This is a genomic window from Enterococcus sp. BSD2780061688st2 D3, from assembly GCF_005844145.1.
GTDB lineage: Bacteria > Bacillota > Bacilli > Lactobacillales > Enterococcaceae > Enterococcus_B > Enterococcus_B durans.
Genome location: NZ_SPHN01000012.1, coordinates 54,189 through 69,753, shown reverse-complemented (window position 1 = coordinate 69,753; position 15,565 = coordinate 54,189). Strand labels below are relative to the sequence as shown.

The window sequence follows — 15,565 nt, the reverse complement described above, 5'->3', positions numbered from 1 at the left end:
GAAGGCGTCTTCTTTTATTTATCGACCATTGAAAAAAAAAGTTCCCCACCAAAAGAAGAGCGTGGACAAAAGTAAGGAACACTTTTGTCTCACACTCTCAACACGAGTAGAGGGTAGAAGAAGAAGCTCCCTCGAAAATAAATCAAAATCCACAAAAATTTGAAAAGAAATCCCCATGAAATTTTTCTTATTTCTCGTAGTTAAACGCTTCTACCCTCTTTTGTCTAATTGGCAGGAACTTCTTCAAATAATTCACGTTTGAAATGTTCGCCCACTTCCAATGCTCTTTGAGCAATTGTTTCATAGCGTGTTTTTTTATCACGAATACGTTTCGGTAACTCAGGGAACAATCCATAGTTTGCATTCATCGGTTGGAAATGTTTGCCTTCTGCGTGTGTGATATAGTATGCCATGCTGCCGATAGCAGTTTCTTGTGGAAATTCAATTGGCTCCTCAGATTTTGCCAAACGAGCGGCATTGATACCTGCAAGTAGACCACTGGCGGCACTTTCAACATACCCTTCGACACCCGTCATTTGTCCGGCAAAAAATAGATCTTCGCGTTTTGTCGATTGATACGTAGGCTTCAATAATTCTGGCGAATTCATGAAACTGTTACGGTGCATCACACCATAACGCACGAACTCAGCATTTTCTAATCCAGGGATCATCCGGAAAACACGTTTTTGTTCGCCCCACTTCAAATGTGTTTGAAAACCGACAATATTATACAAAGACGCTGCCGCATTATCTTGGCGTAACTGAATGACTGCATACGGTCTTTTGCCCGTTTTTGGATCTTCTAATCCAACTGGCTTCATAGGACCAAACAGCATTGTTTTGAAGCCTCTTTGTGCCATCACTTCGATTGGCATACAGCCGTCAAAGTATTTTTCTTTTTCAAAAGATTTCAACTCGGCAACTTCTGCTGTCGTTAATGCTTCATGAAAAGCCTTGAACTCTTCTTCTGTCATTGGACAGTTTAAATAAGCTGCTTCCCCTTTATTGTAGCGAGATTTCAAGTAGACTTTGTCCATGTCGATCGTTGCTTTATCGACGATTGGCGCAGCCGCATCATAAAAGTAAAATCCTTCTGATCCATTGAATTCTTTAATACTTTCCGCCAAAGGATGAGAAGTCAACGGACCTGTCGCAATGATCGTGATGCCCTCTGGTATGGCAGTTATTTCTTCGTTGACGACTGTTACCAAAGGATGTTCTTTGACTTTTCGCGTAATGGTTTCAGAAAAGGAATCACGGTCAACCGCTAAAGCTCCTCCAGCAGGAACAGCTGTTTCATCAGCTGAAGTAATGACTACGGAATTCAAACGACGCATTTCTTCTTTCAACAAACCGACCGCATTTGCTAGACTATTGCCTCTTAGGGAGTTGGAACAGACTAGTTCAGCAAAATTACTTGTGTGATGTGCCTCAGTTGATTTTACTGGACGCATTTCATATAAACGAACAGGGACTCCTGCTTGCGCAATCTGCCACGCAGCTTCACTTCCAGCAAGACCTGCTCCTACAACATTAACAGTTTTCAATGATTGACCTCTTTTCATTTCTTATTTTTGGATGTCTTCTTCGTAATCGCCATTTACACAAACGACTTGTTTGCCGCCTTTAACCTTTTTCTCTACAAGATATTGGTCACATTTTGGACAATTTCTGCCGACAGGTTTATCCCATGAAGTAAACTCACATTCTGGAAAACGAGAACAACCATAAAAAATACGATTTTTCTTAGATTTACGTTCGATGACCTGTCCTTCATGACAAACTGGGCAAGTTACACCGATTTCTTTGACGATTGGTTTGGTATTTCTACATTCTGGAAAATTGCTACATGCATAGAATTTACCATACTTACCTAATTTTATGACCATCGGATGCCCACAAATGTCACAATCAAAGCCAGCAGGTTCATCCTTGATCTGGATCTTCTCGATTTTTTCTTCTGCATTTGTTAGTTCTTTTTCAAAAGGTTTATAGAAACGGTCCACTACTTTGACCCAAGCTTCTTTTCCTTCTTCTACTTTATCTAAATCGCCTTCCATTTCAGCGGTGAAGTGGATATCGACGATTTGTGGGAAGAACTCGCAAATCAATGAATTGACGATTTCACCAAGTTCTGTTGGTTCAAAACGTTTTTGCGTCAATTTGACGTAATAACGACGTTGGATCGTATCTAAAGTTGGTGCATACGTGGATGGACGTCCTACTCCATTTTCTTCCAATGCACGAATCAACGTTGCTTCACTAAATCGTGCTGGTGGTTGAGTAAAATGTTGTTTTGGTTCAATATCAGTAGATTGGACAACGTCTCCTTCGGCAAGATCTGGCAAAATATTTTCTTTGTCTTCTTTGCCGTCATCACGTCCTTCGACATACACTTGCATGAACCCTTTAAATTTAACCTTTGAGCCATTCGCAATAAAAATCACGCCGTTTTGTTCAATGGTTACCTTCATTGTGTCTAAGATAGCCGGTGTCATCTGGCTTGCTACAAACCGTGACCAGATCAATGTATAAAGTTTCAATTGATCTTTATCTAGATACTGCTTGATTTCATCTGGTGTACGCAATACACTCGTTGGTCGTACTGCCTCATGGGCATCTTGTGCCCCTTGAGCGTTTTTGATTTTACGATTGGCATGACTAGAAAATTCTTTTCCGTATGTTTCTTCGATAAAATCAGCCGCTTCCGCTTTCGCTGTTTCAGCAATACGTGTCGAGTCAGTACGCATATAAGTGATCAAACCAACTGTTCCTTGTTTTCCTAAAGAAATTCCTTCGTATAGTTGTTGAGCGACCATCATCGTTTTACGTGTTCTAAAGTTGAGTTTTCTGGCAGCTTCTTGTTGAAGACTACTAGTCGTAAACGGATTGGCTGGATTTCTCTTCCGTTCTTTTTTCTCAACTTTTTGAACAGTGAAATCTTGTCCATCGATTCGCTCAGTGACTTCTTTCACGGATTGTGCGTCTGGTAATTTTTTCTTTTTCCCGTCGATCCCCCAAAAATTCGCTTTGAATTTTTTACGCGCTTTTTTGAAATTCCCATCAATACTCCAATATTCTTCTGGAATAAATTCACGGATCTCCTGTTCGCGATCAATGATGATCTTCAGAGCTATGGATTGAACTCGGCCAGCACTTAGCCCCTTTTTCACTTTGCGCCAAAGAATCGGACTGATCGAGTAACCTACTAGACGATCCAATGCTCTTCGTGCTTGTTGGGCATCGACTAGATCAACATCGATCGTTCGTGGCTCTTTGAAGGCTGCTTTAACCGCATCCTTTGTGATTTCGTTAAAAACCACCCGATTCTTGTCATTTAAGTCTAATCCTAATAAATAAGCAAGATGCCATGCAATTGCTTCCCCTTCTCTATCCGGGTCACTTGCGAGATAAACTTTTTGTGCTTTTTTGGCAGCAGACTTCAAACTTTTGATGACATCGCCTTTACCGCGAATTGAAATATAATGGGGCTCATAGTTGTTCTCAACATCTATCCCCATTTTGCTTTTAGGTAGATCACGTATATGGCCAACACTAGCCATTACTTTATAATTACGACCAAGATATTTTTCTATCGTTTTGGCCTTTGCAGGTGATTCAACGATCACTAAATATTTATATGCCATTACTGAATGGACTCCTTTCCATTGTCGTGTTCCTACTATATATATAGGATTCATACAAATCGTAGCTTATCATATCCATTCAGAAAACGTTTGTCAAGAAAAGCCAATGATAAATCCGTTGTTATTCTTTTAATTCAGCCAATATATCTTGACCAGAAACCGCGCAAACTGCGCCATCTTGTATCAATTGATGGGAACCTTTCGAATGTTCTGTCAAAATATTTCCTGGAACAGAAAAAATGGGTCTTCCCAACTCCAAAGCGTGCTGGACAGTGATCAGAGAACCACTCTTTTCTCTTGCCTCAATCACACAGGTTCCTTCTGATAAAGCTGCGATGAGCCGGTTTCTCATCGGAAAATGATATTTCTTCGGACCTGTATCAGGAAGAAATTCACTGAGTAGCAAATGATTTTTTCCTATCTCTGCTTGTAATGCACGATTTTCTTCAGGATAGACTTTATTCATCCCTGTGCCAATGACAGCGATTGTTTTGCCAGAGTAATTGATTGCCGCTTGATGTGCATAGGTATCGATACCTTTTGCACAGCCACTCACGATCACAACTCCTGCTTCAACGACTGGAGCCAGCAGATGGTGCACTACTTTTTTTGCTAAAACAGACGTTTTCCTTCCACCAACGACACTGATCATCTTTCTATCCAACAACGAAAGATCACCTTGGTAAAAAAGTGCAATAGGGGGCGCTGTAAGATGCAGTAGTTGCGATGGATACTTTTTATCTAGGCATGTCACGACTGATTGTTTTGACAAGCTATCCGCCTGTTTTGCACAAATCTCTGCCCAGCTCTCTTCAAATAGATGATGGGAGTCGCCGATTTTTGCAATAGCAATGATTTCTGTTAGGGATAATTCTTTTTTCCCAGATTTCAGCAGATCTTGAATCACTTGCCATTTTCTTTGGATGCTCAACCCTTTTACACATGCTAATTTTACCAAAAATAAATCTATTTTATACATAACAAAGATCGCCTCTCTTTCTCATAAGTAACATGCGCAAGAGGCGATCAATTATTTTAAAGCAAATAGTTTTTTACAGGCGCAAATGTTTTGCGATGGATCGGTGTCACGCCTTTTTCTGCTAAACCAAGTAAATGCTCTTTCGTGCCGTAGCCTGCATTGTGATCAAAACCATAGCCAGGATACAACTTGTCATACTGTTTCATCAGATCATCTCGATAAACTTTGGCAATAATACTTGCCGCAGCAATCGATACAGAACGTGCATCCCCTTTGATGAGCTTTTCTTGTTGAATCGGTAAATCAAGCGTCATCGCATCAATCAATAAATACGTAGGCTTTACATCTAGTTTTTCAACTGCTTGGATCATCGCAAGTTTACTTGCTTCGTAAATATTGACCTCGTCAATCGTCTTTTCATCAATTATTCCGATCCCGATAGCAATCGCTTTTTCTTGGATTTGCGCATAAAGCAATTCTCGTTTTTTCTCTGACAATTGTTTGGAGTCATTTAAACCAAGGATTTCTTCATTTTTAGGCAAAACGACTGCTGCAGCCACAACTGGTCCAGCTAATGGTCCGCGACCTACTTCATCGATCCCTGCGATCCATTCATGACCACTTTCATACCCCTTTTTTTCAAAAATCGACATTTCTTGATATTTTGCTTTGATCAATGCTTCTTTTTTTAAGCGGTTCTCAAAAGCAACCAATGCTTGCTTTACGCCTTTACGTGAGTCCTGCCGAAATTCTTCAATAGTTGGATCTGTTAGCGAATGAATGGCTTTTAAGTGCTCTTTGATACTTTGAATCGACTCACTCATGTTCTTCTTGACCCACTTCTTCGTAACGGTCTAATGTGTAGCGGCCTAATTTCCCTTGACGGATGTCGAATACGACGACTTCACTCCCACGTTCATAGTCATCCTTATAGCCCCGTTTAGCGGTAATATCCATCAGTAGTTCAGAACCTAATTTCTGTTCTTGATCTTCCGATATGTTATAGCGTTCTGCTATTCTTCCTGGATAATAGCGCGCAAAAAAATCTAGGCCATAGATCGCTAAATCATCTAAATGCACAAGTTGATCTTTGATCGCACCAGTCAATGCCAATTTTTTGCCGATTTCTTCATCTTCAAATTTAGGCCATAGTATCCCTGGGGTGTCTAATAATTCGAGTTCGCTGCCTAAACGCAGCCATTGCTGACCTTTTGTTACGCCGGGTTTATTCCCTGTCTGTGCAATTTTTTTCCCAACTAGTCGATTCATCAATGTTGACTTACCCACATTGGGGATTCCTAGGACTATTGCCCGTATCGCACGAGGCTTGATCCCTCTAGCTGCATCACGTTCCCGTTTTTCTTTTAAGGCTTCTTTTGCCGCAGGAATCAGTGCTTTAATTCCTTTACTTTCTTGTGCCGTGATTGCAAGTGCTGAATGACCTTGCTTTTTAAAATAGTCTTGCCACAATCTAGTCTGCTGCGGATCTGCCAAGTCTGCCTTATTCAATAATACTAATCGTGGTTTTTGTTGGATGATCTGGTCGAGCATCGGGTTTCTTGAAGATAAAGGTAACCGCGCATCCACCAGTTCAAAAACGATATCTACATATTTCATTTTCTCAGATACTTCACGGCGTGCTTTCGCCATGTGACCTGGGAACCATTGGATAGTCATAGTGTGAAATAAACTCCTTTCGTATCAAGGTTTCTTTGACCCTGATCTTCCATACTTTTGGCTAAAATTGCCTTCATAAGTTTCATCAATTTAAAAAAAACTCATTCTCATCATATGTTATTTTATAGCTGAGTATCTTTCACATTTTATCATAAATTGTTTCGATATCAAATACTAACCCCTGTTTTTGGCAGTTCCTTGATAATTTTGTTTCCCATTATCCCGCGTGTATTGGATACATTAATCTATACGTTAATCTAGTTCACTTTTTCTTTTTCAGCAATTATGAGATATCTTTTATTTCTGACAACTGATTATTCTTTAGTTGTAATACTGTATCAAATGAGTGATAGAAGTCAAATTTTTCTGATATTAGTATCTATACTATCCTAGTACTAAGGCTGTGGTGGAAGCTTCTTTACTTTTGCCACACATCCTTCTTAATTATAGTACAGACCATTGAAGATTTATATACATTGATAATTATCATACAAAAAAACGCCATTTCGGAATTATTATACATTTTTCGATAAACACATTGAAAAGAAGAAAAACAGAAAATTTTTAGATAAACTCGTATATATTCCTTAAACAAATAGTTGAAATTTTTTGACAACGTTTACAAAAAGGCGGATGATGAGTAAAAGAAAGGAGCTGTTGAAAATGAATAGTATGGTTTTTGTTAATTTTCCAGTGGAGAATGTGGATGCTTCTGTCACTTTCTATGAAAAATTAGGTTTTACAAAAAACGAGGAATTTTCAAATGAACAGGCGAGTTCGATGGTTTGGGATGATACCTTTTGGATCATGCTACTTTCTCATGATTTTTATAAAAAGTTCTTGAAAGATAAAGAAATTGCAGACAATCACAAATCTAGTGGGGCCTTGATTTCGTTTAGTGTAGAAAATGCAGATGCTGTCAAAGAATTTGCAGAAATTGCAAAAGCAAACGGCGGTAACTATCATGCAGTCGATATGGGGATACCAGAGGAAGAAATGTTCTCCCTGGAAGTCCAAGACTTAGATGGAAACACTTTAGAACCAGTTTGGATGAAGATGCCTTAACAAAAAAGCTCTCATAGCGAGCGACACGAGCAAAAAAAGTGTAACAATATCTTTTACTGTGTTCATTCGCATATTGAGAGTTTTTTTATTTTTATTCAATAATACATATTTAATTTTTTGATTTCTGCCAGTCCAAGGATAATGTAACTATTCTAAACGTCCTCTCCGAAAAGTAAATCAAGTAACCCTTCCGTACTAAAATGAGTGATATACTCCGAAACATTCACCTCATTCAGCTTAGTTTTAAGCGATTCATATAGAAATGGCTGACCTTTAAGAGCCTCTTCAAGCTCTCTGATGTTCTTTTGTCCAAAAAAATCGCCCAAAAAGCGAATATCTGTGATTTTTCCTTTTTTTGTTGCCAAACGGATGTCGATGATCCCTATTGACGGAATGCGTGTACGACGAGTTAAAGAGAACACTGGTGTCTCACCGTAGATCCACTCATCATTGCCGTAGCGGTCATTCACTAATTCGCTGATTTTTTGCTTATCTGCAGAAGTTAGTACTAATTTTTTATCTTCAATTTCAGCTAAATCAGTGACATGATAAAGTTCTTTTAAAAGCGCATCACGGAAATCTTCAATATGCACATATTGGAATTCAGGATTTAAGTATGGCTTGATGTTTGTGACGCTTTTCCGTACTGATTTCGTTGCTTTGGACTCTATCTTTTCTTTTGAGACTGTCAATATCTTATCTAGTACAGATAAATCCACATCATACATCAATGTTCCATGGGAATATAACCGATTCTTTTTCGTATACATTGCATTGCCTGAAAATTTCATACCATCAACATACAGGTCATTGCGTCCACTAGCTTCGACAGTTGTGGCACCCATGTTTTTTAACGCTTGTACAATGGGTGAGGTAACAGTTTTATATTCGCCAAATACTGTCTGATCTTTCTTTGTGACAAAGCTGAAACTAAGATTCCCAAGATCATCATACACTGCTCCGCCACCAGAAGTTCGCCGTGTGATTGTGATTTTTTTCTGTTGTACGTAAGTTTGATTGATTTCCTCATAAACATTTTGATTTCTGCCGATGATCACACATGGTTCCTGAATGTATAACAGCAATAATGGTTCGTTGCCAGCATAATGATTCATTAAGTATTCTTCAGTGGCTAAATTTTTACGGATATCTCGACTTTCCATGATATGGTACCGCATGAGCAACCCCTCTTATCTGATGTAATTGTTGGTTCTATCTTCTCTTTTCTCCTTCAAAATGGCAACTATTTTGACTAAATACTGTATTATTCACCTCAAATATCTGTACTAAAATTTATTTTTAGTTTACGTAAAGATTAGGGCATTTTCACCCGCTTGAGAGATACACTATGGCGAATAATAACCTTGAAAGAAAGAGCGTAAAATAACTATCGGAAACAAAAATAACTCCTTCGTAAATAAGTCAAAAGTCACAAAAAATCACAAAAAAGATTCTCATTACTTCCTTCTTACTTATTGGAGTTATACACTTCTACCCATTCGTTTTTCTCATCATATAATATAGCCAGATTCAGCCAATCCATTTTATCTCGTGTAATGGATAATAAACGAACCGAGCTTTCCCTAAAATATCTTCTTGCGAAATCGTACCAAATGATCGACTATCTTTTGAGACCCGCCGATTATCCCCTAAAACAAAATAGCTATTCTCTGGCAATTTTTTTTGATTGATCAATTCTTCTAAAGTAAAATCTGTCGTATACGGTAAACTTTCATGGTCTGTTTTGATATTTTTTGTCAAAAAAGGTTCTTTGACTATTTTTCCATTTACTCGTAACTGATCATTTTCGTAGCTGATTGTTTCACCAGGTAAGCCAATCACTCGTTTGATGTAAATCGTTCCATCTGCCAATTGAAAAACAACAACGTCGAACCGTTTAATTGTTGAAAATTTTTCCATTACTACCATATCGCCTTGCTTCAGTATGTTCTCCATTGAATTTCCTTCAACTGGAACTGGAATCAGAACAAATCCTCTGATGATGAATACAATAAAAATGGAGCAGAGGACATATTTAAATACAAGCCAAAAACGGTCTATATATTGTTGTTTTTTTGTCAATATCCATCAATCCATCCTTTAATTTTTTCCTTCTTTCTCCATTATAGAAAATCTAACCAAAAAATGCGACTAGCTGAGTAGCTTTTTTAAATTTTTAACAAATTGTGATCAGTCGCATTTTTTTACTTTTATGCGTCCTCATTTGAAAACACTATCTTTACAAAAAAAGAGTGCTAGGCAAAAGTAAGGAATGCTTTTGCCTCACACTCAAAACACGCTTAAACGACAGAAACAAAAGGCATCTCTTGCTAGAAAGTTGCACACTTTTTTGTTCCAATCTCTTTACAAATGATTCAAAAACATCCGCAAGATGTCCAGTTACAATAAACAATACGATGTTCATGCGACCCAAAGAGCTCATCCAATTATCTACGCAGACAACCTGCTCAATGACTATTTTCTAAATATTTTTCCCATACTTCATCAAAAATATCCATTGAAGGTAGGTAATCAACATTCAATTCTAAGTAATCTGAAATTTCTTCGTAGCTTGTACTGTGTTTTGGGAATTGAATATCCTTCCCAGCATCGGTTGCAAAAGAGGAGATCATATCCGTATGTTTTCCTCCACGTAGTGTCATCAAATAATGGTAAAAGCTTCGGTTCACTCTTTTTCCTCCCAGTTATCTTTTATGAATGCTGCTCTTCTTGCATGGTTTCGTTCATAATTTTCAGGATTTCTTTTATAGTAATCTTGATGTTCATCCTCTGCTAAATAAAAAGGCTTCGCAGATTCGATCATGGTAACAATTGGTTCATCAAATCGTCCACTTTCAGCTAATTTTTGCTTACTTTTTTCAGCAATCACACGCTGCTCCTCTGTAGTATAGAAAATAACAGGTCGATAATTTTCTCCTCGGTCTTCAAATTGTCCGAATGCATCCGTTGGGTCCGTTTGTTGCCAATAGATTTCCAACAATTCTTCATACGTGATCTTTTTCGGATCATAGATGATCTCTACTGCCTCTGTATGCCCTGTTGTCTTAGCCTTTACTTGTTCATAGCTTGGATTTTGGACATGACCTCCTGTATAGCCTGACATGATCGTGTGGATTCCTGGTAATGTATCAAAGGGTTGGATCATACACCAAAAACATCCACCAGCGAAAATAGCTCGTTCCATTTCAATTCCCCCTAAAAATCATTATTGTTTGCTACTCTGTGTTGTACTTTTACTATCAGTTGTTTTTTCATTCGTTGATTCTTTTGTTGATTTTTGCTTCGTATCTTTAGGAAGGTATAAGCTAAAACGAATGTCATCATTGACCAGATCGATTTTGTTCGCTTTGATATACATGCCATTTTGCATACGGAACTGATCTAAACGAAGCATGATCGTTAGTTCGTCCGTGTTGATTTCGATCCAATCAGGTAATTTGTAATTACGTTTGATCATATTCATGACATCTTTGATCGGCAAGCTGAGTGTCCCGATTGAAAGGCTTCGAGCTTTTAACTGGACGTTCCCATTTTCCATCACATAAGGATCAAAATAAAGATAAAAATTGATTGGAAAACCAAGTACTTCAAACGTACCGTTCAACATTGCTTCATTTTCTAAATAAAATTTATACTGGATATCTTGATCTTTTTGATAGTCAGATAAAAAGAAGCTGATCATCTGATTGACTTTTTCTTTATTCGTATTGATCGTTAAGACTGGATCACCTTGTCGTTCAGTGATTTCCGGTACTTTGGCAAACTCAGGCTCTCGATTAGCAAAAATCCGAGTACCTAAAAATATAGACGAACCGAGTACGATTCCTAAAAGGATCAAGAAAGCGAATTTCCAGTAATTCTTCTTTTTTGATTCCGTTGATACATCTTTTGAGCGTTTTTCCATCGCTACTTATCCTCCTTTGGCAGCCATTGTTCTTGCGTTTCTATCAATTTATCACGAACAGCATTTGCCATTAACTGATAGCCTAGATTATTGGGATGGAAATGATCCTCTTCATACAGCACATTATTCTTTGTGCCAGAAGAAGATTCACCTGTGCTAGATTGGGTCGTTCCTTCTTCAGCCACTCCAACTTCCTGATTCAATCCTTGGTAGAGCAGATCATTGATTGGGATGAAATAGCAATCTTTAGAATCTTTAGTAACTTTTTCTGTACTAGCATTCCAGTTGTCCACAATTGTTTGCATATCCGTTATTTCTGGGAAATTCAAATAGAACGGATTATAGATACCAAGCACGTATATCGGTGCGTGTGCATTGAGAGATCTGATTTCTTCGATCAATTTTGTTACATTTTCTTGGTATTTTTTCATTGGCTTCTTGAACGAATTGATGCTGATTCCAAAAAGATCATTTTGGATGACCTTCATCAAATCATTTCCACCTACTGTCAATGTAATAAAATCTGCAGATTCGATATTTTTTTGGATTGCTTCTTTTTTCTTCACTCTTTTTAGGATCTGGTCGCTTCGTTCACCATTTACTCCATAGTTTTCGATTTCAACAGCTGTCAAATCATATCGATCTTGCAAATCATTTGCAACCAATGGAACGAAACCACCTTGTTTCGTTTGATCGCCGATTCCTTCGGTTAAGGAATCACCGATTGCTACATAATGGATCTTTTCCTTGTGATCTGTCGCCTTACTAGCAGTTGCTGCTGGTTTCAACAAAGGCGCCGCTTTTGGGATCGATAACGACAATCCCGCAAAAACGATAACGGCAATCAGTAGCGGGAACAAAACGAGCAATACCTGTCGTTTTGTAAATTTCATTCTTTTCACCTCATATTATTCGATTGTTTCTTATGTTATCAAACTTTCCACTAAAAAAGTAGTAATTACGAAAAAAATAAATAATTTTTCCAAAAGAAAAAGGATAACACAATGGACCGGCCACTGTCTTATCCTCTCAAATTAAATTAATCGACGTAATACATGATCGCAAAGGCGTTTTTACCTGTATGCGTAGCAATAACCGGATTTGTGTGCAAAACGGGGATATTCATATCTGGGAATAATTCTTGCAGCCCTTCCTTAAACTCTTGAGCGAGTTCTGCAGCATCAGCATGAGAGATACCGATCTGTCGAACATTTGGCAAAGCTTTTAGTTCTTTTTTCAAATTGTTGAACCATTTATCAAATGTCTTTTTGCCTCTGCCTTTTGCAACTGGGATCAATTCACCATGGGTAAAATTCATGACAACGCGGATATTCAAGACACTAGAAAGTAGCCCAGTGGTCCGACTGATCCTGCCACCCTTGACCAAATTGTCTAAAGTAGATATTCCAATATAAAGTGTTGTATTTTCTTGTACTTTTTGGACTTCTTTTAGAATTTCTTCTGCCGTTTTTCCTTCTTTTGCTAATTCAGCTGCTCGGATAACTTGGAAAGACAGCCCTTGGTCGGTGGTGTCGCTATCGATCACCGTTACTTTTGTTTTTGTTAGATTACTTGCTTGGCGAGCCGCTTCGACAGTGCCACTTAATCCTTTTGTCATATGGATCGAAATGACTTCGCTGCCATCTTCTCCAAGAGAATCATACATCGAAATAAACTCCCCGATTGGTGGTTGACTCGTTTTTGGCAATGACTTTGCTTGTGCCATCATTTCCATAAACTTTTCTCCACTTAACTGATCATCATCAGGATAAACCACACCGTCGATCATTATCGCTAACGGCATCACGTGGATATCTAAATTATCTCGCACACTTTTTTCGATTGTACAAGAAGAATCTGTTACGATTTTTACGTTTGTCATTCTATCTCACTCTTCCTTTAACAAGATGCCTTCTTCGTGGTAAACTAAAATAAAGGCAATTACTCTTTTTAGTATAACAGACAAGTCTGGTTTTTTCATTAAATACATTCGGGAAGGAGCCGTTTTCATGGAAAACACAAAATTTAATCGTACCTATCGTATTTTAAACGAAGTCTTCAATGCTGTCACACATGGTATCGGAACTGGGCTAAGTATTGCTGGTTTAGCGATTCTTTTAGTGAAGGGTGCTAGACTCCATTCATCCGTCCATGTCGTCTCCTATGCCATTTATGGCTCTATGATGATTTTGCTATTTTTGACTTCTACCTTGTTTCATGCGCTGATTTTTACGAAGGCAAAAACAGTCTTTCAAGTACTGGATCACAGCACGATTTTTCTGTTGATTGCTGGTAGTTATACCCCTTTTTGTTTGATCAGTATCCGTGGCTGGCTGGGTTGGACTTTGTTTGGGGCCATCTGGCTATTTGCGATTTTGGGGATCATTTATAAATCATTGACCCTTCATAAACAACAGCGAGTCTCAAAAATCTCCACGCTTATTTATATTTTGATGGGATGGCTCTGTGTAGTGGCAGCGGGTCCTTTGTACCACTCGTTAAGTCTAACTGGGGTGATTTTGCTAGTTGCTGGCGGTCTCTCCTATACCATTGGTGCCTTTTTTTATAGTTTGCATTCCATTCGTTTTATGCATGTGGTGTGGCATCTCTTTGTTATGTTAGGTGCTGGTTTTATTTACTTTTCAGTCTTGTTTTATACCTAAAAAAGAGACCGAAACAGAAGCAGTGAACTCTGTGAAAGTCACTTTCTGTTTCGGTCGTATATTCATGCTTGAGTGTGAGGCAAAAGTATTCTTTACTTTTGCCTCACGCTCATCTTTTTTATTCGGGAGATTCTTCTGATTGGGTTTCTTTTCTTTGATAGGTTTCAAACTGGTGATTGTAACGATTTTTTTCATCTGTTTCTCCTTGACTGACATTGATCATTGACCAATCCTCCCAGTCAAGCGTAGGAAAGTAGCTATCGCCTTCGAACGTGTGATGGATCACTGTACGATAAAGGACTGTACAAAAAGGGAGAAATTCCTTGTAGATCGTTGATCCTCCAGCAATAAAAATAATTCCATCCGTTTCCTTCTCATACGCTAACACTTCGTCTATACTATGCATCACCATTACACCTTCTGCTGTATAATCCCGATTGTGCGTCAATACAATCGTGTGACGATTTGGCAGCGGACGACTCCCCATTCCATCAAACGTTTTTCTGCCCATGACCAGAGTGTTCGATTCAGTCATTTGTTTGAAGAATTTCAGATCATTGGGTAATCGCCAAGGTAGCTTATTCTCTTTTCCAATCAAACCATTCTCATCTTGTGCCCAGATTGCAGCTAACATACGCTCATCCTCTCTACCTTATACTGCGATAGGTGCTTTGATAGAAGGATGTGGATCATATCCTTCTACTTTGATATCTTCCATATCAAAATCAAAAACAGAGGCTTTTTCTGTGTTCAACTTCAATGTAGGAAATGCACGAACCTCGCGTGATAATTGTTCTTTCATTTGCTCGACATGATTGGAATACAAGTGTGCATCGCCTAAAGTATGGATGAATTCTCCGACTTCTAGACCTGTTTCATGTGCGATCAGATGTGTCAATAACGCATAACTTGCAATATTGAATGGTACGCCTAAAAAGACATCGCCACTCCGTTGGTATAACTGACAGCTGAGACGGCCGTCAGCAACGTAGAACTGAAACATTGTATGACACGGTGGTAATGCCATACTTGGTACGTCTTCTGGATTCCATGCTGAAACGATCAAACGTCTTGAATCGGGTGTTTTTTTGATTGATTCAATCACTTCTTTGATTTGATCAATGAAGCCCCCTTCTTTTGTTTCCCAATGACGCCATTGATATCCATAGATGTGTCCAAGATCGCCAAATTTTCTAGCAAAGTCATCGTCAGTCAAGACTTTTTCACAAAATAGCTGATGTTGTTCTTTGTATTGCTCGTTGAATACTGGATCAGTCAAACTTCGATGACCAAAGTCTGTCATGTCAGGACCTTGATATTCGTCACTTTTGACATAACGTTCAAATGCCCACTCATCCCAAATGTGATTATTGTTTTGCAACAGAAAACGGATATTCGTATCTCCTTTTAAAAACCAAAGCAATTCGCTTTTGATCAATCCGAAAGGAACACGTTTAGTTGTCAGTAATGGAAAGCCTTTTTGCAGATCAAACCGCATCTGGTACCCAAATATGCTCCGTGTACCTGTACCTGTACGATCGCCTTTTTCATGTCCTTCTTCGAGTAGTTTTCTTCCTAAATCGAGATATGCTTGCTCCATGTTACTCCT

At 38.5% G+C, this 15,565-nt stretch carries 16 protein-coding genes; 2 read left to right on the top strand and 14 right to left on the bottom strand.

What is annotated here, in order from left to right; genetic code table 11:
* Positions 1-224 precede the first annotated feature (224 nt).
* From trmFO to ylqF, 5 genes are all read right to left on the bottom strand, one after another.
* Positions 225-1,547 carry an FADH(2)-oxidizing methylenetetrahydrofolate--tRNA-(uracil(54)-C(5))-methyltransferase TrmFO gene (trmFO, locus tag FGQ66_RS10465; RefSeq protein ID WP_138302369.1) on the bottom strand — a complete coding sequence of 441 codons (1,323 nt, stop codon included), beginning with the start codon at positions 1,545-1,547 and terminating at the stop codon, positions 225-227.
* Positions 1,548-1,568: 21 nt separating this feature from the next.
* Entirely contained in the window at positions 1,569-3,647 is a 2,079-nt protein-coding gene (gene topA / locus FGQ66_RS10460) for a type I DNA topoisomerase (protein ID WP_081134393.1), read from the bottom strand.
* Between the two features lie 121 nt (positions 3,648-3,768).
* Entirely contained in the window at positions 3,769-4,626 is an 858-nt protein-coding gene (gene dprA / locus FGQ66_RS10455) for a DNA-processing protein DprA (protein WP_138302368.1), read from the bottom strand.
* Between the two features lie 56 nt (positions 4,627-4,682).
* Positions 4,683-5,450 (bottom strand): ribonuclease HII, encoded by a 768-nt coding sequence (gene rnhB / locus FGQ66_RS10450; protein WP_138302367.1) that lies wholly within the window; start codon positions 5,448-5,450, stop codon positions 4,683-4,685.
* Positions 5,443-6,303, bottom strand: coding sequence for a ribosome biogenesis GTPase YlqF (gene ylqF, locus FGQ66_RS10445; RefSeq protein ID WP_138302366.1), 861 nt, complete (start codon positions 6,301-6,303; stop codon positions 5,443-5,445). Before ylqF ends, rnhB begins: the two co-directional genes overlap by 8 nt.
* A gap of 663 nt (positions 6,304-6,966) precedes the next feature.
* Between ylqF and FGQ66_RS10440 the strand changes: the two genes are divergently transcribed.
* A complete protein-coding gene (locus FGQ66_RS10440; RefSeq protein ID WP_138302365.1) occupies positions 6,967-7,368 on the top strand; it encodes a VOC family protein in 402 nt (133 codons plus the stop codon).
* A 152-nt stretch (positions 7,369-7,520) separates the two neighbouring features.
* Here FGQ66_RS10440 and lplA read toward each other — a convergent pair whose 3' ends face one another.
* The 7 genes from lplA to FGQ66_RS10405 form a co-directional block, all read right to left on the bottom strand.
* Positions 7,521-8,546, bottom strand: coding sequence for a lipoate--protein ligase (gene lplA / locus FGQ66_RS10435; RefSeq protein ID WP_138302364.1), 1,026 nt, complete (start codon positions 8,544-8,546; stop codon positions 7,521-7,523).
* Positions 8,547-8,898: 352 nt separating this feature from the next.
* Complete coding sequence (gene lepB / locus FGQ66_RS10430) at positions 8,899-9,450, bottom strand: signal peptidase I (protein ID WP_005878138.1); 552 nt, start codon at positions 9,448-9,450, stop codon at positions 8,899-8,901.
* Between the two features lie 386 nt (positions 9,451-9,836).
* Positions 9,837-10,058 (bottom strand): YozE family protein, encoded by a 222-nt coding sequence (locus FGQ66_RS10425; protein ID WP_005878529.1) that lies wholly within the window; start codon positions 10,056-10,058, stop codon positions 9,837-9,839.
* Positions 10,055-10,573 carry a peptide-methionine (S)-S-oxide reductase MsrA gene (gene msrA / locus FGQ66_RS10420; protein WP_081134401.1) on the bottom strand — a complete coding sequence of 173 codons (519 nt, stop codon included), beginning with the start codon at positions 10,571-10,573 and terminating at the stop codon, positions 10,055-10,057. The genes FGQ66_RS10425 and msrA overlap by 4 nt, the downstream gene beginning before the upstream one ends.
* 21 nt (positions 10,574-10,594) lie before the next feature.
* Positions 10,595-11,293 (bottom strand): YpmS family protein, encoded by a 699-nt coding sequence (locus FGQ66_RS10415; RefSeq protein WP_005878533.1) that lies wholly within the window; start codon positions 11,291-11,293, stop codon positions 10,595-10,597.
* Positions 11,294-11,295: 2 nt separating this feature from the next.
* Entirely contained in the window at positions 11,296-12,186 is an 891-nt protein-coding gene (locus FGQ66_RS10410; protein WP_138302363.1) for an SGNH/GDSL hydrolase family protein, read from the bottom strand.
* Between the two features lie 146 nt (positions 12,187-12,332).
* Positions 12,333-13,175 (bottom strand): DegV family protein, encoded by an 843-nt coding sequence (locus tag FGQ66_RS10405; RefSeq protein WP_138302362.1) that lies wholly within the window; start codon positions 13,173-13,175, stop codon positions 12,333-12,335.
* Positions 13,176-13,302: 127 nt separating this feature from the next.
* Here FGQ66_RS10405 and trhA point away from each other — a divergent pair, with 127 nt between their 5' ends.
* Positions 13,303-13,956: a PAQR family membrane homeostasis protein TrhA gene (gene trhA, locus FGQ66_RS10400; RefSeq protein ID WP_005878539.1), complete on the top strand. Its 654-nt coding sequence runs from the start codon at positions 13,303-13,305 to the stop codon at positions 13,954-13,956.
* A gap of 118 nt (positions 13,957-14,074) precedes the next feature.
* Here the strand turns inward: trhA and FGQ66_RS10395 are convergent, their stop codons facing one another.
* Both FGQ66_RS10395 and FGQ66_RS10390 read right to left on the bottom strand, forming a co-directional pair.
* Entirely contained in the window at positions 14,075-14,590 is a 516-nt protein-coding gene (locus tag FGQ66_RS10395) for a dihydrofolate reductase (RefSeq protein WP_138302361.1), read from the bottom strand.
* Between the two features lie 18 nt (positions 14,591-14,608).
* A complete protein-coding gene (locus FGQ66_RS10390) occupies positions 14,609-15,556 on the bottom strand; it encodes a thymidylate synthase (RefSeq protein ID WP_130095628.1) in 948 nt (315 codons plus the stop codon).
* Positions 15,557-15,565 lie beyond the last annotated feature (9 nt).